The organism is Pantoea sp. YU22, assembly GCF_003970755.1.
Taxonomy (GTDB): Bacteria; Pseudomonadota; Gammaproteobacteria; order Enterobacterales; family Enterobacteriaceae; genus Pantoea; species Pantoea piersonii.
The window spans coordinates 199,776-226,008 of the sequence record NZ_RYDU01000002.1 but is presented as its reverse complement, the minus strand read 5'-3'; the positions used below and the strand labels follow the sequence as shown (position 1 = coordinate 226,008).

25 protein-coding genes and 1 pseudogene are annotated in these 26,233 nt (G+C 53.6%); 11 read left to right on the top strand and 15 right to left on the bottom strand.

Annotated features, from left to right (window positions below; translation table 11 throughout):
- The 5 genes and pseudogenes from EKL29_RS05490 to EKL29_RS05465 form a co-directional block, all read right to left on the bottom strand.
- Entirely contained in the window at positions 1 to 1,044 is a 1,044-nt protein-coding gene (locus EKL29_RS05490) for a DNA cytosine methyltransferase (RefSeq protein ID WP_126689072.1), read from the bottom strand.
- 377 nt (positions 1,045 to 1,421) lie between these two features.
- A pseudogene (locus EKL29_RS05480) lies at positions 1,422 to 1,949 on the bottom strand (conjugal transfer protein TraG N-terminal domain-containing protein); the annotation flags it as partial.
- A 132-nt stretch (positions 1,950 to 2,081) separates the two neighbouring features.
- Entirely contained in the window at positions 2,082 to 2,207 is a 126-nt protein-coding gene (locus tag EKL29_RS23205; RefSeq protein WP_311778972.1) for a DUF2859 domain-containing protein, read from the bottom strand.
- 271 nt (positions 2,208 to 2,478) lie between these two features.
- Positions 2,479 to 3,069 (bottom strand): class I SAM-dependent methyltransferase, encoded by a 591-nt coding sequence (locus EKL29_RS05470; protein WP_311778971.1) that lies wholly within the window; start codon positions 3,067 to 3,069, stop codon positions 2,479 to 2,481.
- Positions 3,066 to 4,079, bottom strand: a complete 1,014-nt coding sequence (locus EKL29_RS05465; protein WP_120455521.1) for an HNH endonuclease — start codon at positions 4,077 to 4,079, stop codon at positions 3,066 to 3,068. The genes EKL29_RS05470 and EKL29_RS05465 overlap by 4 nt, the downstream gene beginning before the upstream one ends.
- Before the next feature lie 843 nt (positions 4,080 to 4,922).
- On the opposite strand from EKL29_RS05465, the gene EKL29_RS05460 reads away from it, so the two are divergent.
- Positions 4,923 to 5,714 (top strand): CDP-diacylglycerol diphosphatase, encoded by a 792-nt coding sequence (locus EKL29_RS05460; protein ID WP_126689071.1) that lies wholly within the window; start codon positions 4,923 to 4,925, stop codon positions 5,712 to 5,714.
- Between the two features lie 99 nt (positions 5,715 to 5,813).
- Here EKL29_RS05460 and EKL29_RS05455 read toward each other — a convergent pair whose 3' ends face one another.
- The 3 genes from EKL29_RS05455 to EKL29_RS05445 are packed head-to-tail and all read right to left on the bottom strand — an operon-like array spanning position 5,814 to position 7,160.
- A complete protein-coding gene (locus tag EKL29_RS05455; RefSeq protein WP_120455523.1) occupies positions 5,814 to 6,263 on the bottom strand; it encodes a hypothetical protein in 450 nt (149 codons plus the stop codon).
- Positions 6,260 to 6,628 carry a tlde1 domain-containing protein gene (locus tag EKL29_RS05450; protein WP_120455525.1) on the bottom strand — a complete coding sequence of 123 codons (369 nt, stop codon included), beginning with the start codon at positions 6,626 to 6,628 and terminating at the stop codon, positions 6,260 to 6,262. The genes EKL29_RS05455 and EKL29_RS05450 overlap by 4 nt, the downstream gene beginning before the upstream one ends.
- A gap of 52 nt (positions 6,629 to 6,680) precedes the next feature.
- Positions 6,681 to 7,160, bottom strand: a complete 480-nt coding sequence (locus tag EKL29_RS05445; RefSeq protein ID WP_126689070.1) for an Hcp family type VI secretion system effector — start codon at positions 7,158 to 7,160, stop codon at positions 6,681 to 6,683.
- 492 nt (positions 7,161 to 7,652) lie between these two features.
- Between EKL29_RS05445 and EKL29_RS05440 the strand changes: the two genes are divergently transcribed.
- A complete protein-coding gene (locus tag EKL29_RS05440; RefSeq protein ID WP_126689069.1) occupies positions 7,653 to 8,159 on the top strand; it encodes an RcnB family protein in 507 nt (168 codons plus the stop codon).
- A 140-nt stretch (positions 8,160 to 8,299) separates the two neighbouring features.
- On the opposite strand, the gene EKL29_RS05435 is transcribed toward EKL29_RS05440, so the two are convergent.
- From EKL29_RS05435 to EKL29_RS05420, 4 genes are all read right to left on the bottom strand, one after another.
- Positions 8,300 to 9,418, bottom strand: a complete 1,119-nt coding sequence (locus EKL29_RS05435; RefSeq protein ID WP_126689068.1) for an FAD-binding oxidoreductase — start codon at positions 9,416 to 9,418, stop codon at positions 8,300 to 8,302.
- A 36-nt stretch (positions 9,419 to 9,454) separates the two neighbouring features.
- Entirely contained in the window at positions 9,455 to 10,216 is a 762-nt protein-coding gene (locus tag EKL29_RS05430) for an amino acid ABC transporter ATP-binding protein (RefSeq protein WP_158591253.1), read from the bottom strand.
- Between the two features lie 11 nt (positions 10,217 to 10,227).
- Positions 10,228 to 11,037, bottom strand: coding sequence for an amino acid ABC transporter permease (locus EKL29_RS05425; RefSeq protein WP_126689067.1), 810 nt, complete (start codon positions 11,035 to 11,037; stop codon positions 10,228 to 10,230).
- A gap of 73 nt (positions 11,038 to 11,110) precedes the next feature.
- On the bottom strand, positions 11,111 to 11,923 hold the full coding sequence (locus EKL29_RS05420) for an ABC transporter substrate-binding protein (protein ID WP_120455537.1): 813 nt from the start codon (positions 11,921 to 11,923) through the stop codon (positions 11,111 to 11,113).
- 195 nt (positions 11,924 to 12,118) lie between these two features.
- Here EKL29_RS05420 and EKL29_RS05415 point away from each other — a divergent pair, with 195 nt between their 5' ends.
- Positions 12,119 to 13,189, top strand: a complete 1,071-nt coding sequence (locus EKL29_RS05415; protein ID WP_120455539.1) for a LacI family DNA-binding transcriptional regulator — start codon at positions 12,119 to 12,121, stop codon at positions 13,187 to 13,189.
- Here EKL29_RS05415 and EKL29_RS05410 read toward each other — a convergent pair.
- Positions 13,152 to 14,651: a PLP-dependent aminotransferase family protein gene (locus EKL29_RS05410; protein WP_311778970.1), complete on the bottom strand. Its 1,500-nt coding sequence runs from the start codon at positions 14,649 to 14,651 to the stop codon at positions 13,152 to 13,154. The two genes, EKL29_RS05415 and EKL29_RS05410, sit on opposite strands and share 38 nt — an antisense overlap.
- A gap of 84 nt (positions 14,652 to 14,735) precedes the next feature.
- On the opposite strand from EKL29_RS05410, the gene EKL29_RS05405 reads away from it, so the two are divergent.
- The 8 genes from EKL29_RS05405 (at position 14,736) to EKL29_RS05370 (ending at position 23,302) form a co-directional block, all read left to right on the top strand.
- Complete coding sequence (locus EKL29_RS05405) at positions 14,736 to 15,449, top strand: GNAT family N-acetyltransferase (RefSeq protein ID WP_126689066.1); 714 nt, start codon at positions 14,736 to 14,738, stop codon at positions 15,447 to 15,449.
- A gap of 607 nt (positions 15,450 to 16,056) precedes the next feature.
- Positions 16,057 to 16,632 (top strand): winged helix-turn-helix domain-containing protein, encoded by a 576-nt coding sequence (locus EKL29_RS05400; RefSeq protein ID WP_126689065.1) that lies wholly within the window; start codon positions 16,057 to 16,059, stop codon positions 16,630 to 16,632.
- Between the two features lie 529 nt (positions 16,633 to 17,161).
- Complete coding sequence (fimA, locus tag EKL29_RS05395; protein WP_120455544.1) at positions 17,162 to 17,707, top strand: type 1 fimbrial major subunit FimA; 546 nt, start codon at positions 17,162 to 17,164, stop codon at positions 17,705 to 17,707.
- A 48-nt stretch (positions 17,708 to 17,755) separates the two neighbouring features.
- Positions 17,756 to 18,340: a fimbrial protein gene (locus tag EKL29_RS05390; protein ID WP_120455546.1), complete on the top strand. Its 585-nt coding sequence runs from the start codon at positions 17,756 to 17,758 to the stop codon at positions 18,338 to 18,340.
- Between the two features lie 51 nt (positions 18,341 to 18,391).
- Positions 18,392 to 19,072, top strand: a complete 681-nt coding sequence (locus EKL29_RS05385; RefSeq protein WP_120455548.1) for a fimbria/pilus periplasmic chaperone — start codon at positions 18,392 to 18,394, stop codon at positions 19,070 to 19,072.
- Between the two features lie 129 nt (positions 19,073 to 19,201).
- Positions 19,202 to 21,700 carry an outer membrane usher protein FimD gene (fimD, locus tag EKL29_RS05380; protein ID WP_158618920.1) on the top strand — a complete coding sequence of 833 codons (2,499 nt, stop codon included), beginning with the start codon at positions 19,202 to 19,204 and terminating at the stop codon, positions 21,698 to 21,700.
- A 16-nt stretch (positions 21,701 to 21,716) separates the two neighbouring features.
- Complete coding sequence (locus EKL29_RS05375; protein WP_126689063.1) at positions 21,717 to 22,760, top strand: fimbrial protein; 1,044 nt, start codon at positions 21,717 to 21,719, stop codon at positions 22,758 to 22,760.
- A 17-nt stretch (positions 22,761 to 22,777) separates the two neighbouring features.
- Entirely contained in the window at positions 22,778 to 23,302 is a 525-nt protein-coding gene (locus EKL29_RS05370) for a fimbrial protein (protein ID WP_126689062.1), read from the top strand.
- Between the two features lies 1 nt (position 23,303).
- Here EKL29_RS05370 and opgB read toward each other — a convergent pair whose 3' ends face one another.
- Both opgB and EKL29_RS05360 read right to left on the bottom strand, forming a co-directional pair.
- Positions 23,304 to 25,598, bottom strand: coding sequence for a phosphatidylglycerol--membrane-oligosaccharide glycerophosphotransferase (opgB, locus tag EKL29_RS05365; protein ID WP_126689061.1), 2,295 nt, complete (start codon positions 25,596 to 25,598; stop codon positions 23,304 to 23,306).
- Between the two features lie 199 nt (positions 25,599 to 25,797).
- Positions 25,798 to 26,187 carry a tautomerase family protein gene (locus EKL29_RS05360; RefSeq protein ID WP_120455558.1) on the bottom strand — a complete coding sequence of 130 codons (390 nt, stop codon included), beginning with the start codon at positions 26,185 to 26,187 and terminating at the stop codon, positions 25,798 to 25,800.
- Between the last annotated feature and the right edge of the window lie 46 nt (positions 26,188 to 26,233).

Below are 26,233 nucleotides of genomic sequence, written 5' to 3'. Positions count from 1 at the left end.
TCAATCCTTATCAGTGCAATTTTCTATAAGATGTTTTCCAAATATTTTGGCTAGTTCACAAGGTACAGCATTGCCGATTTGCTTCGCCATTGAGTTTAGTGAACCTTTAAATACATAACTTAGAGGAAATGTTTGTAATCTTGATGCTTCTCTTATACTTATTGCTCTATGTTGGGTAGGATCTGGATGTCCAAAACGACCATTAGAGTAACTATTACATTTCGTGGTAAGTGTAGGTGCGGGCTTATCCCAACTCATTCTTCCGTAAGTATCGGTATGGCCATCATAATTTTTATGGCATTTATTAACTAATTCTACTGGCCAATTTCTTCTATCACCACCCTCTGGAGTGTGCATAATTCTTTTTAAGTTAAGAGGAGTTAGTGTTCCTGCCCTATGTAAAGGATCTTGTGGATCGATTTCGCCTGAACATAACGTTTTGAAATCTTGGATATAATCCCGCACAGTCTTGAATGGGATCTTATTTTTACCATGAGTTATATTTGGTGGAGTAACTTTACCTACTCTACTGGCTAAAAGGACCAGTCTTTTTCTTCTTTGGGGGATCCCATAATTCTCAGCATTAGCTATAAAAGATATATAATTATACTCTAACTCTTTAAGTACTTTAATAAACTCATGAAATGGGCCTTCTTTTTCTTCATCAATTTTTTGCATTCCAGGCACATTTTCAAGCATAATATATTCAGGAAGGAGTTTTCTAATAAAACGGTGGGTCTCATTTAATAGATTTATTCTTGAGTCGTCACTGCTTTTATTTTTATTCTGTTGCGAAAATGGCTGACATGGCGCACATGCACTTAGTAGCAAAGGACGTTTAGCTTGGATATCAATGATGTCGGAAATATCTTCAGGTTCGGTTTTCCTAATATCACCTTGAATGAATTTTGCACCAGGAAAGTTTGCTTTAAACGTTTCTGATGCTTGCGGGTCAATGTCTAATCCAAGCTCGATATCAAAGCCAGCCTGACGTAGCCCTTCACTGGCTCCGCCACAGCCACAAAAAAAATCTATAACTATCAATTTGATACCTTCTTTGAACTAAATAAAATAACTCGGATAAGTTGATATTTTAAATAAAATTGGTTGGCATGGATATAAACTTTGGTCACGCTACCGCCCTGAGGTCAATGGCCATCCCCAGACCTTTTGAAGGGATTATGAACAACACTCAACCGATGTTCAATGCTGTTAACCCATACATATCACAAAGTTAATTAATGGATTGGTTGTAAAGCGACCAAAAATCAATATGGATAATGCTAAAAAAACACTAAAAAATCTTTTGCCGCGCGTGCTTGGAAGATGCCAAGCCTGAAAAAATTTGGAATGTAGTTTACTCAATAGAAGCGATATTTCATTACATTTTATGTGGATAATACTAAAGAAAATCTGGTTAATCACCTCCAATTCATCCCCCCAGCTTTATCCACACTATCTTGCTCCACCTTAACCCCACCTGCTAGTTCACCATTTACCGCCGCGCCAAGCCCTTACTCTATCCCACGTTATCGCGCCCAGCCAGAACGTCGGCAGTGCCAGAAACATCGATACTATTACTAAATTAATTATGACGTCATCCCGCTTATTCTGGAGCACAGCCAGATTTCAGCTACTGTGAGTATCGCTATTATATGGCTCACCCAGCGGCCAGCTATCAAGCCACCGCGCCGGCTCCCATCAGTAGGTGAGTAAGATCAGTGCAAACTGCATAAACGTCAGCGTCATTACCGCCTTCACATCCAACACCGAACAGAGCGTTATTAACAGAATGCAGATCACCAGTGCCATTTACAGCAGCGCCTGTACCATCAGCAGTGCCTGGCCACGCTGTCAAACGCTGGAAACGTCACAAGGCTGCCGAGGATATTTCCGGCGCTGGATATCAGCCGGATTGCTGCATTGACGACGGTGCCATCGATATTGCCAGCCGCAAGGCAGACAGCGCCAGCAGCCAATTGGAATAGGTTTACAGCAGCATTTGCGGCACCATATCGCCGCCAGCAAGGCCGCGCTGGCAGTGCAAAGCTCCAATGTTGGGCACAAGATAAAATCAAGCCTCACTGTTCCCGCCTCTTGTCGGTGATAAGTACCGGATAGGCGGAGATAGGCAGGTGTTTCGCCATATCGTCAGCGCTGACGGGCAACAGCGTCAGTTCCGGCGCGATGGTCCAAAGAATATTCATCCGCGCTAGTATGGCGACGTTCACTACCAACCTATGGGCGGGCAGTTTTTTTTAATGCGTCCCGGTGCTGGCGCAGCTATTCTGTGGATAGCGGATCGTCACCGATTAAAAATAGCGGCGTCACTCCTGGCAGGCTGAGCGCCAGGCAAGGTTGTTGACCGGAGTGTAGGCTGGCGCCTATTCGCTGCCAGTCGTCGTCACCGAGACCGCCGCTGCTTAGTCGGGTTTGCGAGACGCGGCTAATCAGGGATACCCATTACAAGCAATACTGCTATCCCACTTTCCCAATAATCGCATTAACCCACCTGTCATTTCGATCAGGCCGCCGATCCTCACTCATCCATTCCTGCACCACCCTCAGCCCCGCAATTTCATTATCCGTTAACATCCCCCCAATCTCCCCCTCACGCATATCCGTAAACACCCGCCCATTATCCTCCCGCTTGCCCTGACCATATTTAAAGGACGCATACAGTACGCCGCCAGCCTTTAACGCTTTCGCCAGCCGCCTGAACACCTCCGGCAGCTCCGCACGTGGCACATGCAGCAGCGATGCGCAGCACCAGATGCCGTCATAGTGCGCAGAGACATCCAGCTCCTGAAACCGCATCACCTTAACCGGCAAGCCGCTATGCTGACTCGCCAGCTCAGCCAGTTCCGGCGAGGCATCAAACGCCTCTACCTGAAATCCCTGTTCAGCAAAGGCCTTAGCATCACGTCCAGAACCACAACCCGCATCCAGAACAGAGCCATGCGCAGGCAGTAGGGCAGTGAACCGATCGCGGATCTGTGCCATATCAACTGCGACCGTGCTCTCGAAGAACTGCTGTGCATTGTGCTGATAATAGTGTTGTGTGCTCAAAATAAGGCATCTCCACAGGCCTGAGGTTGCCAGATATGGAACAGCATACTGCGCGCCGCCTGCCAGCCTGATGCCAAAAAGCTGCGACGCATGGCTTCACTACTGCCAGTCTGTTGAATCAGCGTCTCGCGCAGCGGCAGATGGCTGTTAATAAAATACTCGTTGCGCTTATGCAACCGTTCCAGCAACTGTTGCGACGGGATATGGGCGAACTTACCTTCCTTGCCGCGATTGCAGCTCTGACACGCCAGCACCAGATTCCATACGCCGTTGAGGTTCGGCACCTGGTCACGCGCCGCCCAGGGAATAAAGTGATCGACGTCGGTGAGATCTGCGTGACCCCGCTCAAGACTGACCGGCCGATAGCAGTAGAAGCAGCGGCCTTTCTGATAGCCGTTCAGGCTGTTGCGACAGCTGGTGATATCGACGCGCCGCTCACGCTGGCGCGTAAACAGAATCTGCTGCTCACTGTCATACTCCACCGCCACCAGATTACGTGATACGCCCATCGACCAGGCCTGTTCGACCAGCCGCCAGCGCGCATCGGTTTCATGGATGAGGTTCTGAAACTGCTGGGTCTCGGTCAGCCGGAAGAACGCTTCGGTGAGCCGGATACCCTTATGCGTTTTACGTTCATCGAGAAAAAAACGCACGTCAATCTCAGCGCGGTTCACGTTGTGAAAGGCATCAATCACGTTAGCGAAGCCACGCTTAACGGTTAACGCCAGCAGTGTTTCTTCACTGATGTCGCCATGATTGAACTGCGTACAGGCGTCGAGGAACTGACTGCTTTTGGTGGTGATCTGCTTTGGGGCCTGCTCTAGATGGCGGCACAAATGCTGGCTGAAAGGACGCGCCAGCGCTTCCAGAGAGATGAGATCGTTGCCCTGTGTATGCAGATCGTAAAGCGCATGCGCCAGGGCGAATTTGTAGGATGCGACGTTGTTGCCAAACAGAATGACGCCGCGCCAGTAGTTTTCCAGCGTGGGATCGGCCTGGTAAAAAAGCATGTTGCCTTGTCCTGAACGGAGCCGATTTGCGAACTGGCTTCCAGATTAACGAAACAAGTAACAGCTTTGCATAACAGGTAAAGAAATGCATCTCGCCCCTTTTTCTAATTCCAACCCTGTATAACTTTTCCCAACTTCCTCTAAAAACCCTTTGTGATAACAAACAGTCTTTACCTGTTTCCCGACGCGTTTTATTAGCACAAAGGCAGCCCCCGACATCCCTTCTTAAAAACACGCCACGCTCTGCTTACCAATGCAGGATCTGCCGCAGCGCGTCATCAGCGAAACCAAACATCACCCTTACAAAACGAACGCTCACCGACCACACCTCATTCAGCTGGCGTCACAGCGTAAATTTCCTACATGCGTCGAGGGAAATGTGTTGGCTGAATCTCAGTCCAGTCGGGACGTTCGCCCGACATTATTGCTCGCTGCTGAGAAGGGGAGACCGACTGGAAAATATCTGGCATGGTGCGTCCTGCTTTTCCCGGCGCTCTGCTCGTCCCGCTGTTATCGTAGCTACAGGCTGATAAGCCGCAGGTAATCAGCGCCGATACGAGAAGTTTTTTCATAAATCCTTTTCTCCCGAGTAAGTAAAACAGGGAACAGTCGGGCAGAGCGCTCGTCATTGCTGCTCCGTTCTGTGCTTCGTCCTGAATACGTCAGCTGTATGGCGCTATGCGCAGCACGCGCTTGAGGTAACGAGAAAGAATGACCTAACCCGCTATGCCTGAGTTAAAATCCATTGAAAGATAACACTATGCTGTCAGACAGCATAATCAGGCTGCCCGTCTTACCTTGTATGAGCCTGACTGCGTTAATGGCAACTACTGGCTGACTTTTATGCGATTAAGGATCTATCGAGGGTTATTCCTCTCTGCCATTGCGCTCCTGCTAACCGGATGCGCGCGCTCTGACGCGCTGTGGATGGTCACGCAGGATCTCTGCATGACCAACTACCGCTACCGGCACGATCCCGCGCCATGTCAGCAAATCTATCAGCCGCAGAGTAAAGAGCAGGGCTTCAGCATCCTGCAGAACCCCCGCTACAAATATCATTTTATCCTGGTGCCAAACCTGGCGATGTCCGGTATCGAGAGCATCTCGCTATCGCGCGCGGGCCGCACCGACTACTTTGGCTATGCCTGGCTGATGCGTTATCGCTTAATGTCGGCCTATGGCGCAGATGTTCCCGACGATATGTTGGGGCTGGCGATTAACTCCGCCTGGGGACGCAGCCAGAACCAACTGCATATTCATCTGACCTGTCTGCGGGAAGATGTGCGTCGTCAGCTTCAGGCTGAGCGACCCTTCATAGATGAGCAGTGGCGTCCTTTGCCTGACCGGCTGCTGAACCATACTTATTATGCCCGCCGCGTGATGCAGCCGACGGTGATGGGCATCTATCCCATCGCCTTAGTGGCGCGCGACTTCCGCTTATCGTCGCCTGAGCTGGCTGACTATGGCATCGCGTTGATACCAGCCACCTTCTCGGGAGAGAAAGGGTTTATCCTGTTAACCACCCGTCGTGGCTGGGATAAGGGCAACCGTGCCTCGGTGGAATCTTTATTAGATAAGCGCTGCGAGATACTTACGGCTCCGTTGGCTGTTCATGCAGTCGACAGAGAAGGTTGATGTTGCGTGTTCAATGCTGGCTATCGCCTAAAAATTAAAGGCAGATTGCGTTACACGGGATCGTTAATACTGTCACAGGAAGTTTTTAACTAACAGCTATTAAAACTCTCGCTTCACCACCACGTATCCATTCCAGCGCACCGCGCAGTCGGTATCACTGACGAATGCAGAGATAATTAAAATATTCTCCTTTCCCTGATGATTATAAAAATTATATTTCACTATTATATTTTTAGCGTTGTTCCGCATAAATCCTTCTGCGTATTGCTCTGCGGTGGTTTTGTCATCACTCATTTCTCCGCCACTAAGGATTCTCTCTTTTTTACCATAGAGCATGGCAAGCTCATGATTTACAGGCTCTGTATAGAGTATCTCTGTTTTGGTTTTGCTCCGGTCTACTTGAGCAATTGGGATATCAAAATCCTCTACCATAGTAAAAAGCGTAGCTATGCCTACATGGTTTTTAACTGGTATGCATTGTTCAGGTTTTACAGAGGAGACAACGCTAAAACTAATGAAGAATATTGTTAAAATAAAAATTTTTTTCATATGACGATAACCTCACGATCTCGCGATTCAAAAATTTGTTGTCTGTATCGAGGCGCTAAAATAATGCAACCATTTGATGCCGCTCCGGGGTTTTTTCTACTGTCTCCGTGGATAAGAAAACCGGCTCTGCCGCACATGTTATTTTCTGCATAAGGTTCAAGTCTCAATGTAAAAGCACCTGCGATCTCATGGGTGAAAGGAATTCCTACGATTCGATACTTACCTCTTGGCAGCGGCCCTTTATTTTTCAAACACTCATAATCAGGATTGTCTTTATAGCCCGGCGCGCCCGCATAGCGTGCGCTAAACTGATACACACCGTTATGCGTGAATGTCTTTTTTCTGACATCATAAACCCATGTCATCACTCTTCTCCTTGTGATGGATGGCGCAAACCTGCGCCATGCAAACTCAACCTTATGCTCGCTCTTTCCAGCTGTCGGAATGCTGAATATTACCATCGCAATATTTCCAGGTGATTCGCTCGTAGCGCAGCGTGACAGACTCGAGATGGTTCATGTTTTCGATGGTTTTAATATTATGCATCAGAGGGTTAACAGAGACGACCTTTACGCCTTCAAGCAACATGTTGAAGTACTCCTCTTCCTGGCCAGCGTAATTGATGCAATACCATTTTATTTCAGCACTTTTTAGCGTCTGGCCGGAGGCTACAGCCTTATAAAGATAAGGGCTGGATGAATCAAATTCTTTTTCAAACTCAAGCGCACTGTGGATACGTGTACCCGTTAGCTTTCCGGTATGAGGATCGGTAGGAATACTCACACCATGCATAAAGCTAAGGATCTCAATGCTGCCTTCCCGATCTTGTACATCTACCGAACCTTTAATATCTGCGCCGCCGTCATCTTTTAGCCATAAATAAGCAGGGATAGCCATGATAAAAAATCCTTTTCATTAAAAGAGCATTGACGCTACCCCTCCAGTTGAGACCGATTATTGATCGGTATCAAAAATATATAGCCTGTTGCTTCTGAGATTCTCAAATTACTATAAATTCCGCAATTTAATTGCTTCTATCATTAATGCCTTTATGTAAGAGGGATGTAGTTAAAATAAATGATGAGCGGGCTGATGGTTATTTTGTTTATGGCTTTCTAATTAAAGGGAATTTTAAAATACTGCGAGATTAGCGATACAGATAATGCCGCGCAGCAAGTAATGTGCTGGAGCAGTCTTGCATAGCCCGGCATGGCGACGGATTTCCCCGCCGGGGAGGTGATAAAGATTTGTTCCCGACGGCTGGGCGGATCGGGAGCGGCGCGACGCGTTTCTTTACATTTACCTGCCTCGCATGCGGAACTGAGAGGCTGTACAGATTGTCTTTATCCTGGTCTACTGTTAACAAAATCAATCAACGTGGAAAACACTATGCGCAGGACTCAGAACGCACTCTTTTTAGCGGGATTACTGTTTGGCTCGCTGAGCCTTGTTCCCGCCGCACAGGCGGAAGGCGACGCTACCGATACCGTTCCGCCACCGCCGCAGGTGCAGCAGCAGGCACCTGCCGATGCGCAGCCGCAGGGCGATAGCACCGACAGCAGCGGCCAGCCGCCGCTGGGACCAAACGCGGAAGAGCCGGAAGCGGGCAGCACCCCCTCGCCAGCGCCAGACGCTAACGCCGGCACTTCGCAACCGCAGTCAAAATACGATCTCGACCGCATCATCATCGACTACAAAGAGTACAAGGTCGGCGACAGCGTGCCGCAGCAGTATCTGGATAAAACCTACACCATCGTTGAGTGGCAGAAGCGTAACCTGCCTGCGCCGGAAACCGGCAGCCACTGGACCTATATCGGCGGCAACTATCTGTTGATCACCAATGACGTCGGCAAAATCCTCAAGGCAGAAACAGGCGATATCTACTATCGCGGCTAAGTGCGAACGCGGCTAAGAAGGCAGCGCTAACCACGCGTATACGTACCTCATCCCTGAGGTGCGCCTGTCGCCGGGCCAGCGCGCCCGCGTGCCATATACGGGCACCAGCAGTTTACAGCCGGTCAGCGTGACCGGCTTTTTTATGCGAAACGGGCAGGCCGGAAGCTCTCCAGCATCGGCTGCTTCTCGCCCGTCAGGATCTCCTCCGCCAGCAGCTCGCCCGCAATCAGCGCCAGGGTCGCGCCAGAATGGGTAAAGGCGACAAAGCAGCCCGGCACGCTCTCCAGCTCGCCCAGCACCGGTTCGCCGTCGCCGGGGATCGGTTTTAACCCCAGCTTCCAGCTCGCGGCGCGCAGCGGCTCGCCTTTCATTAACTTGCTCGCCTCGGCGGCGAGCTGCGCCACCACGCGCTCATCAATGGAATAGCTGCCGTCAGCCTGTTGCTGAATATCCTCTTCGTACCAGTCGTGATCCAGCGCGAAGGTATTGCCCGGATTGGGGCGTACCGCCGCGCGTGGCGTATTCAGCACCGCCTTCAGCCCGTGCGCGCTGGGTGCTGTGATCACCAGCATGGAAACGGGCGAACCGTTGGGGATAGTGACGCCGAGCGGCGCGACCACATCCGGCGTGGCGGGGCCGCAGGCGACCAGCACCGCGTCGGCGTGCAGGATATCCCCGCTCGCCAGCCTGATGCCGCTGGCGCGTTGCCCGTCACGCACGACTTCACATTTCCCGGCGTGCTCGACGATCTCGCCGCCCAGCGCGCGCAGCTGATGCGCCAGATGCGCCACCAGGTGCGGCAGGCTGACCCAGCCTTCGCCAGGGTTGAAGATCGCCTCCTGCGCCTGCGCCAGCGCCTCGCCCTCTACCTGTGCATCCGCCTGCGCCAGGCTGTCGCGCGTGACCAGCCGCGAGTCGTAGCCGTGTGCCTTCTCATAGGCATGGCGCGCGCGCGTACCGCTCAGGTCGTCCGCCGTCCAGTACAGGCCGCCGTCGAAGCGCAGCCAGTCGCGCGAGGGATCGTCAGCGAACAGCGTGCGGTAGCGATCGATGCCCGCCATGCGCAGCGCGTGATAGGGCGTGGAGCGTTCGCCCGCTGAGTTCAGCCACGAGAGCGAACGGCCAGAGGCGCCGGAACAGAGTTCTGCCTCAGTCACCAGCGTGACCGCCGCGCCGCGTTTTGCCAGCTGCAGCGCGCTGGAGACGCCAAGCGCGCCGCCGCCCAGTACCACTACGCGAGGGAGTTGTTCAAAAGCCATGATTCGGTTCCTTGTTCATTACGAAAGAGAGAAGGCTTACAGCACTTCCGACAGAAAACGTTGCAGGCGCGGCGACTGGGGCGCGTCGAACAGTGCGGCGGGCGGGCCCGCTTCAACGATCTCCCCTTCGTCCATAAACACCACCTGATCGGCGACCTTGCGGGCGAAGCCCATCTCATGGGTGACCACCACCATGGTCATGCCGCGCCGGCAGAGATCGGCCATCAGCGTCAGCACCCCTTTCACCAGCTCGGGATCGAGCGCCGAGGTCGCCTCGTCAAACAGCATCACCTCGGGGTCCATCGCCAGCGCGCGGGCAATCGCCACGCGCTGCTGCTGGCCGCCGGAGAGATCGCGCGGGCGGTGATCGGCGCGCTGGCCTAAGCCCACCTCCTCAAGCCGCTGGCGTGCAATCGCCATCGCCTGCGCCTTCGGCAGGCCTTTTACCTTCCAGGGGGCCAGCGCCACGTTCTCCAGCGCGCTGTGGTCGGGAAACAGGTTGAAGTGCTGGAACACCATACCGATGCGCAGCCGCAGCGCGTCGGGCTTGTCTTTCAGCACCGAGCGTCCCGCCAGCAGCACGTCGCCCGATTTAGGTTCATGCAGGCGGTTGATGCCGCGCAGCAGGGTCGATTTGCCGGAGCCGGAAGGCCCGATAATGCAGGTGGTGGTGCCGGGTGCGATGCGCAGCGACACGCGACGCAGCACCTCGATCGGTCCGTAGGCCAGCGAGAGATCGCGCAGCTCCAGGCTCGATCCTTTCCAGCTCGCCGCAGCGGGCGGTTCACTCAGTTTCATTGCAACGCTCATTATTGCCCCCGATTGCTGGTTAAGGATGGTGTGGTCAGCGCGCCCTCGGGGCGCTTTAGCACTTCTTCGACCTCTTTCAGGCCGCTCTGCGGCGCGGTGAGGCGACGACGACCGGTGCGGTAGCGCACGTCGATATAGTTCACCGCATGGGTCAGCGGCACGGTAATCACCAGGTAGAAAAGCCCTGCCAGCATCAGCGGCGACAGGTTGCCGGTAAGCACCGCCGCGTCCTGTCCGACGCGGAACAGCTCGCGCTGGCCGGTCATCAGGCCGAGCAGGTAGACCAGCGACGAGTCTTTAATAATGGCGATAAACTGGTTCACGATAGCGGGCAGCACGCGGCGGATGCCCTGCGGGATCACCACCTGGCGCATCGCACGACCATAGCTCATGCCCAGCGCGCGGCACGCCTCCATCTGCCCGCGCTCCACGCTCTGAATACCGGCGCGGAAAATCTCGCCCATATAGGCGCTGGCGATCAGGCTGAGGGCGAAAATGCCGAGCGGGTAGGGCGTCGGCCCGAACAATTGATAGCTGAAGCGTGCCAGACCCTGCCCAATCAGCAGAATGGTCAGAATCGACGGCAGGCCGCGAAACAGGTCGGTATAAAGACGCGCGGGCAGCCGTAGCCAGCGCGACGGCGAAATGCCCATCAGCGCCAGCAGCAGGCCGAACAGCGTGCCGAGCAGCGTGGCGGCAACGGAGATGATCAGGGTATTGACCAGCCCGGTCGCCAGCAGCTGCGGCAGCACTTCCTTCATTGAGTCGAGATCGAAGAAGGTGCGGGAAAGCATTGTCAGAAGATCCATCGCCGTACTCCATCAGTACGCGTGACGGACGATGCCGTCACTGGTGAAAAGCCGAACGCTCAGCGCTCACGCATTACTGGCCGCCGGGCAGATACTGCTCAGGCATCGGCGAGCCGGGAAACCACTTCTGATAAAGCTGTTTCCAGGTGCCGTCCTGCATGGCGGCTTTGATCGCCTTGTCGAGCGCGGCCTTAAACGCCGGTTTATTTTTGGCGATGGCGACGCCCGCCGGCGCATCGAACGACGGGATATCGGCGGCGGAGATCAGCTTGAAGCGTTCGGCGTAGCTTTTGGCGGCTTCATAGTCGAGGAATACCGCGTCCAGCGTGCCGTTGTTCAGCGCGGAGACCGCAGCGTTATTGTCAGGAAAGCGCACCACGTCGCTCTGGGTGAAGTGCTGGACGGCGTAGTTCTCCTGCAGCGTGCCCTGAACCACCCCGAGCCGATGCTTCGCCAGCGTCTCAACGTTTTTCACGCCGCTGTCGCTGCGCGTCAGCACCGTCAGGTAGCCCGCCAGATAGCCGGTAGAGAAGTCCACCGTCTTCTCGCGCGCCGGGGTGATGCCGATAGCGGCGACCGCGGCGTCAAACTGACCGTTGGCGACGGCGGGCAGGATGGCGGAGAAATCCTGTCCGACGAAATCCACCTGATCGATGCCCATGCGGTGCGCCACATTTTTAAAGAACTCCACGTCGAAGCCGGTGAACTGGCCGCTGGCGTCGGTAAAGGTATAGGGTTTAGAGTCGCCCACGCTGGCGATGCGCAGGTGGCCCGGCTCCAGCAGCCCGTAGGGGTTATCGCTGCTGGCCGCCAGCGTGCTGAACGAGAGTGAACAGAGTGCGATTGCGGCGCCGCACAGGGCGCTCAGGTGAATTGGCGATTTCATAGCTCATCCGTTTTTGCAGGTTAAACATCAGAGACAGTCGAGCCGGTAGTAATAGAGTTATGAGACCGGTCTCAACGCAGGTGACGACAAGAGCACAGTTGTTGTGAGACCGGTCTCAAGGCGTTACAATGAGTTTAAGCACAGCCTTTTTTCGACGTCAATCTTCCTGTCATCAACCTGTGATTCGAATTAATTATGACCATTCAAAAAATGCGATCCAAAGCGCCTACCGTTGCCGACGTCGCCCGGGCGGCCAGCGTTTCAAAAGCGCAGGCGGCCAGGGCGCTCGGCGGCTACGGCGCCGTCAGTGAAGAGGTACAGACGCGAGTCAACCGCGCGGCGGCATCGCTGGGCTACCGGCCTAACGAGGTGGCGCGCACCATGAACACCGGGCGATCTAACACGATCGGCGTGATTGTCGGCGATATCGAGAACCCGCATTTTGGTCTGGCGCTGCGCGGCATGGCCGACGTGGCGCGCCAGGCGGGCTTTCATCTGCTGCTGGGCAACAGCGACGAGAAAGGGCAGGCCGAGCAGGATGCGGTGCGGGTGATGCTGGAGAAGCGGGTCGACGGCATTATCGTCGCTCCCAGCCACTCGTCGCGGGAAAAAAACGGCCATCTGCTGCAGGTTCTGGAAGAGGGACGCGCGCTCAGGCTGTTCGATCGTGCGGTAATCGATCTGGATGTCGAGGCGATCTGCTGCGATTTTACCGCCGTGGCGCGCGAGGCGACGCAGCAACTGCTGGAGGCGGGTCACGAGCGCATCGCCTATATCACCAGCATGGAGCTGGAGGGGGAGTACCGCGAAGCGGCGGACTTTGGCCTGACGCCGGTGGCGCAGCGCGTAGGCGGTATGATGGCGGCTTTTGCCGCCGCCGGTCGTCGCTATGACACCTCGTTAATCCAGGCGAATGCCGGTAGCGACGCGCAGATTGCGCGCATCGTCGAGACGCTGTGGCAGCGCAGCGCGCCGCCGACCGCGCTGATCGCTTCCGACAGCCTGGTCGCCATGTCGCTGCTGCGCGCCGTGGCGCAGCGCGGGCTGCGTATCCCGCAGGATCTCTCGTTCATCATGTACGATAACTTTCCCTGGAGCGAAATCGTCGCGCCGCCGCTGACGGTGGTGGCGCAGCCGGTCTATGAGATGGGCCGCGAAGCGGCGCGTCGCCTGATTGCCGACATTCGCGGCGAGCCGGTCGGCCCGCTGCCCGCCTTCGGCGCCGAGCTTATTCTGCGGCACTCTGTCGCCGCGCCCGCTCCGTAGCGGACGGCGCGGCGTCCAGCAGCCGACGGATTTGTCGCGCCCCCGCCTTAAGCTGCGCGGTGCCGGTATTGCCGTAGCCCAGCACCAGCCCGCGCGGCGGCGCATCGCCAGAGCAGTAGCTGGAGAGCGCGCCAGGGGCGTAACCGGCCTGCCACAGCCGCGCCGCCAGCGCAACGTCGTCGATCTCGTCAGCCAGCCGCAGCACCAGATGCAGACCGCATTCGCCGCCCAGCAGCCTGACGTTTTCGCCCAGTGTCTCGCGCAGTGCCTGTCGCAGCGTCTGCTGTCGCTGACGGTAAAGACGGCGCATCTTGCTCAGATGACGCGTAAAGTCGCCGCTGGCGATAAAAGCGGCCAGCGCCTGCTGCTCAAGGCGGTTGCCGCCGCGCAGCAGCTCATGCAGCGCCGGATGCAGCGTCGTCGCCAGCGCGGCAGGCAGCACCATAAATCCCAGGCGCAGCGCGGGAAACAGCGTTTTGCTGAATGAACCGATATAGATAACCGGTGCGCCGGACGTCATGCCCTGCATGGCGCCGATCGGTTCGCCAACGTAGCGAAAATCGCCGTCGTAATCATCCTCGATAATCCACGCCTGATGCATCTGCGCCTGTGCAAGCAGCGCCAGCCTGCGCGCCGCGCTCATCACCGCGCCGGTTGGGTACTGATGGGTTGGCGAACAGTAGATCAGGCGCGGCGGAGCGCTCTGCCACAGCCGGGCGTCGGGCGCTAATCCCTGCTCATCCACCGCAACCGGCTGCACACGCAGGCTACCGGCCAGCATGGCCGCTTTCGCGCCGCGATAGCCGGGTTCTTCCACCCAGCCGGTATCGCCGGGATTGCTGAGCAGCGTGACGCAGAGCGACAGTGCCTGCTGCGCGCCCTCGGTGATAACGATCTGCTGCGGCTGGCAGCGCACGCCGCGCGTCAGGCTGAGATGCTGCGCCAGCGCAACGCGCAGCGCTATTTCGCCCAGCGGATCGCCATAGCCCAGCAGGCGCTGCGGCGTGTCGCTCAGCACTCTGTTAAGCGCGCGACGCCAGGCGGCGAAAGGAAAGTGCGTCAGCGCCGGCACGCCGGGACGTAGCGGCATCTCTTCGCTGCTGTAGCGATGACCGGAACGCAGCAGCGCTACTCGGTCGGCCACCGGCACTTCGCTGCCGACGGCGGGGGCAGGCGGGGCGGGCAGCGCAATCGGGCTGACGCGGCTGCCCTGACGATCGCTAATCAGATACCCTTCCGCCTGCAGCTGCATCCAGGCATTGATTACCGTGTTACGCGAAATCCGCAGATCCTGCGCCAGCTGGCGCGTCGCGGGCAGGCGCGTGCCTGCCGGAAGCTGGCCCGTCAGGATCGCACGCTTCACGCGCAGAAAAAGCTGCTGCTGAAGGGTTTCGCCGTCGCGCAAGGCGAGCGGGGTGGAGAGCAGCTGGCCGGTCGGGAAGGGGCGGGCATCAGGCATCATGGATCCATCATTCTCTCTGGCGGTGGCGCTTTTTAGCCTACCAGAAAAGCGGCAATCTCAGGATGACCACAACAAGGAGATGCTATGTCACACACCATCAATGAATATGGCCAGCCGGTGGGCCAGCCTTTGCCGGGCTGGCAGCCGCGCCCGCTTCCGCAGCGCGAGACGCTGGAGGGACGCTACTGTCGGCTGGAGCCGCTAAGCCTGGCGCAGCACAGCGACGATCTGTTTGCCGCCTGGGCGCTGGCGCAGGATGGCCGCGACTGGACCTATCTGTTCGCCGGGCCTTTTAACGATCGGGCTGAATGGCTCAGCTATATGCAGCAGATGGAGAACAGCCGCGATCCGCTGCACTTCGCCGTGGTTGATCGCGAAAGCGGGCGCGCAGTGGGCACGCTGGCGCTGATGCGCATCGCGCCGGAACATGGCGTGATCGAAGTCGGGCACGTCGCCTTTTCGCCGCCGTTGAAACAGACGCGACAGGCGACCGAAGCCCATTATCTGCTGATGCGCTACGCCTTTGAGCAGCTCGGCTATCGTCGCTATGAGTGGAAATGCGACAGCCTGAACGCGCCTTCGCGCCGCGCCGCCGCACGGCTGGGCTTTCAGTATGAGGGCGAGTTCCGCCAGGCAATTGTGTATCGCGGGCGAACGCGCGACACCAGCTGGTTCTCGATTATCGACGGCGAGTGGCCGCAGGTGAAAAGGGGCTTTGAGCGCTGGCTGGCCGTGGAGAACTTTGATGCCGGGCAGAAGCAGCGGGAACGGCTGGAGACGCTGCGGAAGAACCTCTAGGTTTTAGACGTTACGTATATAAAATGGCTAAATGCTGACGTTTCATTCTGCTGATGCGTCAGCATAAATAGCGGGTTCTCTCTTTATGAAACCGGTCTTTGCTAAATTTCTATTCTCATTTTGGAACGCATTTTAATTTTTTGATCGTTATATTTTATTAGCGTAAAGATAAATGCGACCACCTCTTGCCTGACAACAATATTCTTATTTGAGAATGGGTAGGGATATATTAAGGCTGCTAAAGGCTAATAAAGAAAACGCGCTTTCGCTAACGCATTGAATGCTATTGTTAAATTTATAACATTGTGTTTTTTGTAAGGTTTATGTAATGGAAAAGGTAATAAAATAGATCTTCAAATCAGGAAAATGAGAGTATATAGTGCCTGAGTGGTTAGCACAGGGAATCACTTAAAGATTATCGCCAGGTGAGGGCTGAATTAATGGAATGCGTTATAAGAACGATTCATTTCAGGCTGGGTGTTCCTATTCAAATCCTGAGCAATCAGTAAAATAAAACTCAACGTTAACCCGTCGCAGGGCGTAATGCCTGTTTAACGTGTGGCTAACGTAACGTTTCTCGTTAAATTGACTACTTAGACATCACCTTATGGAAAATTATTACCTTATTGACGGACGCCTCTGTTTTTATCCTGTGACGAACGTACTCAAGCCGCTCGATGACAGTATAGCTGAGGTTGTTTTAAGTAAACCCGCTTCGCGTTGCTTTTTATTACTGATTGAGCGGCAGGGCGAGGTGGTGAGTCATGATGATTTCATTAATGAGGTATGGGGTAAAAAGGGTATTGTTGTCACAAGAAATACCTATTACCAGAGCATATCCATTTTAAGGAAAAGGTTAAAAGCGCTGGGTTTTGACGACGATGTTATTGTTACCTTGCCGCGTAAAGGGCTTATGCTTTCAGAAGAGGTAGCGGTTATTAAGCAAAACAATCTCAACCCTGAGTCTGTTAGCGCTGAGGCAGAAGAAGCCAGCGCGCCCGGTGGTGACGCAATGACCAGCAGCAGTTTGCCGGGCGACAATCAGCAGGCACTCCTTCATGCTAGCGAAACCGAAAAGAGTAACAGTCAATCCTGGCTTTTAAATGTGAAAGCCAGATATGGCGGCGTAATAATAGCGGCCATTGTTTGCGCGCTGGTCGTGGCGGCTTATCTGGCTTTGTGAAAGGTTCTGCTCTTTCATATAAAAAACCTGATCTACTTCTTTTTTTAACTGCATGCCTCCGGGCATGTTTCCCTGCCTCAAACTTATCTTCTCCCAGAAGCAAATTCCCCTTTCTAAACGCAGAACGTTGCCGCACTCTATGTAATAAAACAACGGATTTAAATCCCAGGCTTGTCTGAAGCTAGTGGTGATATTTTCGCGGGATAACGGTCTGTTTTTTATCTGCCGCTTTATTTAACTTCCGTTCCGTTTTTATAATCCATGATGTATTTAAGTTAATATCGAACGTTTTTACACGCCTCTTTGATTAAGATGCTTTTTTGCTGCGCGCTAATAAGTAAATAAAGTCGTTTTCGTTTTGTGAATTTAGCGCGTAACTGTTTTATTTTCACTTTTTTTGTATCCCTTCATGACTAATTATAGCCCCCGTTGAAGAGAACGCGTCTTAACAGGCGTAATACACTCTGGTTCTGTTCTCTATCAGCCCTATGGAAACTCTTTGTGTAATTATAATCTGGAGAAAAGAAAAATGGGTAAAACGAAAGTTGCTCTGCTGGCGGCTTCTCTGTTACTGGCGAACGTCGGCGCTCAGGCAGCATCAAGCGTGACTGCTTCAGGCGGCACCATTCACTTTACGGGTAGTCTGGTAAATGCCGCTTGCGCGGTTGCCACCGAATCTGCGGATCAAACTGTAGCCCTGGGTGAATACCGTACCGGTGCTTTCTCGGCGGTTGGCGATAAAACGGCGCTGATTCCTTTCGAAATCGTGCTGAACGAATGTGACACCAGCGTATCTACTGCCGCTACCGTTACCTTTACCGGTCAGACTGACAATGAGAACTCCGGCCTCTTTGCGGTTAACTCCTCTTCTAACCAGACAACGGCAACTGGCGTAGGTATTCAGATCCTGGATACTGCAGATAAAGAAGTAACGCCGGGCACCGCAACGTCTTCTTTCACCCTGGCTGACGGCACCAACACGATGCACTACACCGCACGCTATGTTTCAACCAGCGCCACACCAACAGCCGGTGTTGCTAACGCCGACGTCACCTTTGTCGTTAACTACTCATAATATCGACGTTAACGTGAAGTGATTTGAATTAAAGAAGGAGACTAAAAAATGCTTAATCGGACTATCTCTTTATTCATTTTTTCTGGTCTCCTTCTTTATTGCTCGTGGTGTTCCGCTGATATTGGCATCTATAACCAGGGCAAGGTGAAAATGCGCGGTAACCTCATCAATGGCGCATGCGTTGTTACAGTCAATAACCATGCTTCAGATGATATTATTGTGGATATGGGGAGTTACAGAAGCGATCAGCTAAAAGAGGTTGGCTTCTATCCTGACAAAGAGTACGTCACGTTCCGGATCTACGTAGGGCAGTGCAATATCGATTCTAAAAGAAACATTGAAATAGTGTTTAACGGTGAAACGGCACCTGAAGACAGCACGCTGTTCAGGGTGTATACCGACAAAACGCCTTCGGCCCTGAAAGAAGAAAGGGGCAGTAAAGAGGTTGGCCTGGGGCTGGCTCTGTTCGACCAGGAATATAATGCGCTTATTCCCAACAGGGTACTCAGTAGTTCGAAATTTCGTGGAAGAGACGGGTTACTGACTTTTCTGGCAAAATATAAAGTATTAAAAAATGAAGTGCGTCCCGGAGAGCTTTTCTCCGAAGTGAATTTTAAGGTTTTTTATCCCTGATAACGCAGAGATTTTAACATGACACTATTCAGTTCTCCTCTGAGAAGAGGAATGGCTTCGCTTTTTGTTTTTTTTGCGCTTGTATTTGCTAACAGTTATTCAGCTGTAGCGGGTGGCGTGTTGCTTGGCGCCACGCGGGTGATTTATTCTCAGGGCGATAAACAGGCGTCTCTCGCCGTTAAAAATACGGATGATAAACTTCGCTACCTTATTCAGACGTGGGTTGAAGACAAAGGCGGAAAGAAATCATCTGATTTTATTATTACGCCGCCTTTATTTGTCAGTAATGCCAAGAGTGAAAATACGCTCAGAATCGTCTACGTTGGCGGCGCGCTGCCTACTGACAGAGAATCCGTGTACTACCTTAATTCCAAAGCGATCCCTGAGTTCGATAAAGATAAGCTTGAAAATAAAAACGTGCTAAAAATGGCGGTGCTGACGCGTATTAAGATATTCGTCAGGCCGAAAGATCTTGCTTTAATGTCAGAAAGCGCCCCCGAAGCGCTAAAGTTCCATTTTGACGGCAGCAAGCTGACAATTGATAACCCAACTCCTTATTATGTTTCGCTCGTTCAGTTTTATGTGGGCGGAAAAGAACAGCCTAACACCCTGGTTGCACCTAAAGGTAAAACAATAGTTAACACCGGGAACTCTATAAAAAGAGATATTACCTATAAAGCGGTGAATGATTACGGTGCAATAACGAAAAAATACAATGGTGTGCTTTTTTAACAGAGAGTCTGCCCGCCATTGTTCCAGTGAATACGGATTATTAAAATGAGAAAAGTGAACCGAAAGCTACTCTTTTGGAGCGCACCATTCATGACGATTTTTTCCGGTTCGTCAGGCGTTCAGGCAGGGATGTATTTTGATCCAGCATTCTTATCGGAAAATGGGAGTACCGTCGCCGATCTTTCGCGCTTTACCAGCGGCAAGCAGGCACCAGGGAAATACAGGGTCGATATCTATGTTAACGATCAGTTTATTACCGCCTCTGATATTGAGTTTCGTGACGCCGAAAAAGACGCTGCCGCGAAAAGCGATGATAACACCGGGCTGTACCCCTGCCTGAGCGCGAAGTGGCTGCGGCGGTTTGGCCTGGATTTTAAGCAGTTCCCGCAATTGCAAAGTCAGGATGGTAATCAGTGTCTCGTCCTGAAAAAACTGATTACCGAGGCAACGGTAAACTTCGATTTCGATAAGCTGAAGCTCAAAATTACCCTTCCCCAGGCGATGCTCAGCAATTCCGCCAAAGGTTATATTCCACCAGAGGAGTGGGACGAAGGCGTACCAGCCTCCTTACTCAGCTATACCCTGACGGGGGATCGCTCCAGCCATAGCGAGAGCATCTACCTTGGACTGAATGGCGGCGTGAACTGGGGGCCATGGCGATTAAGGCATAACGGAAGCTATACCCATTCCGAGAGCGACAGCTATACGCGAAACAGATGGAACAGCATCAGCACCTATGCTGAAAGGGCCATTATTCCGCTGAAATCGCAGCTGGTGTTGGGGGATACCTCAACAGACGGCAAAATATTCGACAGCCTCTCTTTCCGCGGTCTCAGACTCTACTCTTCAGAAAGTATGTATCCCAATAGTCAGCAAGGATACGCGCCGACGGTAAGAGGCATTGCGCAAAGCAAAGCCAAAGTGGTGATCAGGCAAAATGGTTACGTTATCTACACTACCTACGTTCAGCCTGGCCCCTTCGTTATTAACGATATTTCGCCTGCGTCGTCCAGCGGTGACCTGGTGGTGTCGGTTGAGGAAACGAGCGGAAAAACACAGACCTTTACCGTTGCCTACTCAACCGTGCCGTTCCTGCAGCGCGAGGGACGCGTGGTTTACAACATGAACGTGGGTGAGTATCGCAGCGGTTCATCCAACCGCAGGAAACCGATATTCGCTGAAAGCGCCGCCATGTATGGCATTACGAAAAGCAGTACGCTTTATGGCGGGATGCAATACGCTGAACGCTATAGATCGCTCGTCGGCGGCATTGCGCAAAATATCGGACATGTTGGCGCGGTTTCTTTAGATGTGACTCAGGCCTGGAGCAAGCTCGCAGATGATAAAGACTACTCAGGGCAATCCCTGCGCTTTTTATACGCGAAATCTCTGAACGAGTGGGGGACGACCTTCCAGCTGCTGGGATACCGTTACTCAACCAAAAACTTTTATACGCTGGAAGATACCACCTATAAGAACAGCTCAGGCTACGAGTACGACTACTATACGGATGAGAACGGCAATAAGCAGAAGGTATTATTAAACTACTACAACACCCGTAATGCCAAAAAAGGAAAGTTTCAGGCCAACGTCACTCAGCAGCTTGGCGATTATGGTTCCGTCTACTTTAGCGCAACGCAGCAGAGTTACTGGAATACCGATGAAACGGACTCAACATATCAGGCCGGTTATAATTCTAACTGGAATGCGCTGAGCTATAGCGTATCCTGGTCATACAATAAAAGCCGTGGTACCTCTGAATCGGATCAGGCTATCGCGCTGAGCTTCTCTTTACCGCTGGCGTTTTTAACGAATAATAATGCTTACCGGCAGAAGCTGAAAAATATCCACGCCACCTCGACATTTAACAATAATTCAGACGGCAAAACGTCAATCCAGACAGGCGTGAGCGGCACTGCGCTCAGTGACGGTCGCCTGCAATACAGCGTTAATCAGGGATACAGCAACAGAAGTTATTATACCGGCAGCGCCAACCTTAACTATATGAGTGAATATGGCAACGCTGGCCTGGGTTACTCCTATAACCGCAGTTATAAAATGCTCGACTATCGGTTAACCGGCGGCCTCGTCGCGCATCACGACGGCATAACGCTAAGTCAACCGCTGGGCGATACCAACGTATTAATTAAAGCGCCAGGCGCGCAAAGCGTTAAGGTGCAAAATACCACCGGAATTAAAACTGACCTGCGCGGTTATGCGGTAGTGCCTTATTCCACCAGCTACAGAAATAACCGTGTCGCGCTGGATACAAGAACCTTAGACGATCATACGGATCTGGATGACAGCGTGGTCAACGTGGTGCCAACCAAAGGCGCGCTGGCGCTGGCGAGTTTCAATGCCAGAGTCGGCTACCGGGCCATCTTTAATTTGCTGACGGCTGATAAAAAGCGCCTTCCTTTTGCCTCTACGGCGCTGGAGAAAGCGAGCAGCGCAACCGGCATTATTGATGACAACAGCCATGTCTACCTGACCGGTATTGGCGAAAAAGGCACCATCGTGGTGAGCTGGGGCCCAGGCGATCAGGATAAATGCACCGCCAGCTACACCTTTACCGCAGCCCAGTTAAAACAGCCGGTTATTCAAACCGACGCCGTTTGTCTCCAGTAGACAGGATGAGTATTTAATGAATAACAAATATTTCCTCGCACTGCTTATTGTGCTGCTGAATATGTGCATCGTTAGCAGAAGTTACGCCATAAATAACGGGGTTTGTCAGTTTTCATCAGGTAATACGCTTAAAGAACTGGATATCCCTGCCGATATTATTAGTGATGCCACCGTAGGCACGGTGGTAACCAGCACCAGCAAGGATTACGTGGGCGTTAATGCCGTATGTCCTAATACAAGCTGGTACCTGGGGGCAGGAGATGACACTACATACCGTAGCTATCGCACTTCGCTTACCGCCGTTTCAACGGAAGACAGCTATCAGTTTCTGAAGGTGAATGATTATCTTGCTATCGCTGTCTCTATCGTTGACGACTACGCAAAACGTTTTTACCCGCCCGCTGAGTATGTGCATATGGGCTGGCACGGTAACGTTAATAAATCTCAAGAGTTCCCTGTGCGTGACAGCAACCTGATATATAAGTTTAAGGTGCTTAAAGCCTTTACCGGGACAATGACTATTCCTTATACCGAAATATTTAGCGTGTATGTCGGCGCGGATATAGGCTCCTATAACCCGCCAGAGATGAAAAGCGTGGTATATAAAATTGTTATCAATGGCGCGACGATCTCAGTGCCGCAAACCTGTACCGTTAATGCCGGAACAACCATAGATTTTGACTTTTCAGATATCAACGCCTCTTCTTTTAGCCGTGCGGGCGCAGGGGTTAAACCCAGCGATGTCTCAACGCTGTCTAAGTCATTTGATATTGCATGCACAGATGGCGAGGCGAACTCTACGTTAAAAATAACGCTGCAAACCTCAACCACCTCAGGCAATACCATTGTTTCTTCTAATCCGGATCTCGGTTTTATTATTACAGATGACCAGGACAATATTATTGTTCCGAATGATACCACCAGCGCTATTACCACGACCTTAGACAGCACCTCTCAGGCTACCGTGACGATCAAGGCCTATCCGGTCAGCGTAACGGGCAGTAAACCCGAAGAGGGCACCTTCTCTGCGACAGCCTATTTACTTGTTGAGTTTGCCTAGAATCGGAGAGAGAAAAGATGAAAACACCTTTTTGTTTCAGGGGAACGGCGTGGGCTCTCGCGCTTGCACTCTTTAGCCCCTCTTTGCTGGCTACCAACGCAGGTTCGGTTGAGATCACCCTACACGGTAATATCGTCGCCTCTTCCTGTACCCTAAGCGAAGGGGACGATAGTCAGACTATCGTGCTGGGTGACTGGGCAGTAAAAAATTTCACTGACAGCGGAGTACGTTCGCAACCGGTCTATTTTGGCATTGCGCTGACCGATTGCTCGGCATCTACCGCTGAGCTCACTTTTAGCGGCACGCAGGACAGCAGTTCGGCAGAATTACTGGCGTTAGACAGCGACAGCACGGCGGAAAATATCGCGATCGAGATCCTCGATGCGGATAAAAACCGCGTGCCGCTTAACCAGTCTGTCTCAACGACCATCGATAGCGACGGCACTGCCGCCTACACCTTTTACGCCAACTATATCTCTACCGGCACCGTCAGCGCAGGCACGGCGAATGGAACCTTAACCTTCACCATCAACTATTCCTGACTTAACTCTGCGGCTGCACGATTTTAATCTCTACCATCCCGATACCCAGCCGGCGCGGGTCCTGGCCGGTAATATTGCCCAGATTGCTCTGCTGCGGCTGCGGCGGCGCAATCGTCAAGGTATGCGCCCCTGTCGGGTTGCTGAAGTGCAGGGTGGTGGTGGTGAGTTCCTCGCCCAGCGTCAGCTGCTGCTGCTGATCGCCGACGCGTACCGGAATCGGCTGGTGCGCGTTAGGCCCGAAAGCGCGCGCGGTGATCACCAGGTCGAAGCGCGCGGGCAGCGGATCGACATATTCAATGTTAACCGCCGGCGCCAGGTTGGCGTTAGACCAGCGGCCCCAGTTCTCCCAGCGCGAAATACCGCTAAAGCGCTTCACGCTGGCCGGCGCGCCCGGCACAGCGAAGAGAAAGCGATCAGCATCGTAGCGAATATCGTTATCCTCAACGCGGAGCAGCGCTTCATTCCGCTGATAGTTCGCCGCGCTCAGCGTCTCCTCAGGGAATTTCGCCTGGCCTTTCCACTGCGCTTTGTCGATACGCGCCACGCTCGGCTGGCCGCCGAGCCGCCCCATCGCCACGCAGAAATCGGTGGAGAGCGCCAGTTCAGGCTTCCACAGCCGCGCCATACGGAAGCAGCGATCGACCCAGACAAACTTTTCGCTGGCGGTGAAGTCCGCCAGCTGGTAGCGCAGCGGCGCGGAATATTCCCCTTCCGGCAGCGGCTCGACGTGGCTGCTGGCGACGCGGAACAGGATCGGCAGTTTGAACGTGGCACCGGAGAAGCTGAAGCTGTTTTTCGTCTGGTCAATGACGAAGCGGTCGAGCTTTTTCGGGAAATTCCACAGCTGAATAATATCCGCCTTCCAGCGGCTGATATGGTTCTGGAAATCGGTAAAGCGGCCGGTCAGCGTCGCGCCCGCCAGGCTGCTGCGGCCAAGACCGATCGCCTTATCGCCGCCGAGGATGTCCAGCACCGTCGCACCGTTATCCAGCGTGCTGCGCGGCCGGTCGATCACCTCCGCCTGCGGTCGATCGCCGCGGATCACCATAAAAAGATCGCGCCGCGGCTGCTTGATCAAATAGGGGTGAGCGGTGTTATTCATCGCCAGATGATCTGAGGTTACGACGATAACGGTGTTTTTAAAGTACGGAGAGGCCTTGATGCGCTCAATCAGCCGCGCCACATGCTCCTGCGAGCAGGCCACCGCGCTGAAAGACTGGTTGGGCTTGCCTGCATAGCTGTAGCTTTTGCGCTGGCAGCTCCGTGAAATAAAGCCATCGGGATGGTGCGTGTCCACGGTAAGGGCGAACAGGGCGAAGCGTTTCTGCTGGCGCGACAGCGCCTCATATTGTTCATACACCTCATCCATTACCGTATCGTCGTAGTAGCCCCAGTTGTTGCGGTAGGCGGGATCGGCGACGCGATCTTTTAGCTCCTGCGATCCGTACATATGAGCGGGATCGAAGCCGTGCGATTTCAGGAAGAGGTCTTTCCCGGCAAAGCGCAGATCCGCGCCCTGAATAAACCAGTTTTCATAGCCGGAATTTTTCAGAATATCGCCGAGGCAGATGTTTTGCGGATAGAAGCTGGAAAGCGCGGCGGAAGCGTTGCCGTCAAAGGGCGCGAACAGCGGAATGCCGCACTGTGAGGCCACCATACCGGCAATGGTGTAATCGGTGCCGGGCAGCTGTACGGTCTCGCTGAAATCCAGGCTTTGTGCTTTTTCTCGTCCCAGCTCCGGCGCGAGATCGGGAAACGCCTGATCGTTAAAATAGGTGCGCTCCAGGCTTTCGCCGTAGATATAGACCAGGTTGAGATGAGGGTTGCTGATGACCTTCTGCGGCACTTTATAGTAGTCGTCGAAGTCGGAGTCAGCGGGGCGGGTATGCGAAGCGACCAGACTGGCGACCTGGCGAAACGCGGGCGTAGTCTGCACCGATCCGGCGGCGCAGGCGAACGCCAGCAGGCTCCAGCCGAGATGGTGCGGTCGCTCATGGCGGCGCAGCAGCCAGGTCAACAGGCAGATCAGCAAAAAGAGCAGCAGCAGCAGCGCGAGAGCGGGCACCACATATTTGCTGACGCCCGCGCCGGTCAGGCTGTTGGTCAGTGTATAAAGCACCGCATCATTGATGCCGTCCCCGGTGAAGTAGTTGCTGGCGAAAAGGGTGGCGTTGAGTAGCACAAACAGCACCAGCAGAAGCAGCACAAAGGAGAACCAGATTTTATTTCGTCCGGCTTTCCAGGAGTAAACGGCAATGGCGGCCAGAAACAGCGCCACTGAGACACATTCGGACAACGTCAAATCCTCTCTTGAAGTGAATTAGCGCTTCCTGCGCAGCCCGCGATGAGCATGAATAGATTTGCGTCAATCTATAATGGCTGTCATAGCGCTGCAACATATGCCGCCCGAATTGTGCAGTGGGTAATCTTTCAGAGAAAAAAGAGGACGACAGCCGCCTGGCTGCCGTCGATAACGGGGGGAAAACTGCGTGGAATCAAAGCCGACCGGTGAGGTATTGCGCTTCGCCGTCAGCGAAGCTCCAGTCGCCTTTGTCGTTAGTGATAAAGCTGATCATTAAATCGTTGCCCTGCACGCCGCTGCTTTCGCGCAGCTCGCGCGCCAGCTCCGCCATAAAGTGCTGCTTTTGCTCGGCGCTGCGCGGGCTGGTATAGACGCGCACCATCACCAGATTGTCGCTACGCTGGAAGCCGAGTCCGGTATCCTGGAAAACCATCTGGTAGCCTTTGTTTTCGTGAACAATCTGATAGCGGTCGCGCTCCGGCACCTTAAAGGCGGTCAGCACCGCGCGATGCGCCGCGTCCAGCAGCGTGCGCAGTTCTGACTCTGATCGGCCTTGTATCACATCGAATTGCAGTAATGGCATCGCTATTTCTCCTGTTGAACGCGTAATTTTTGTATGCTCTGGTGAC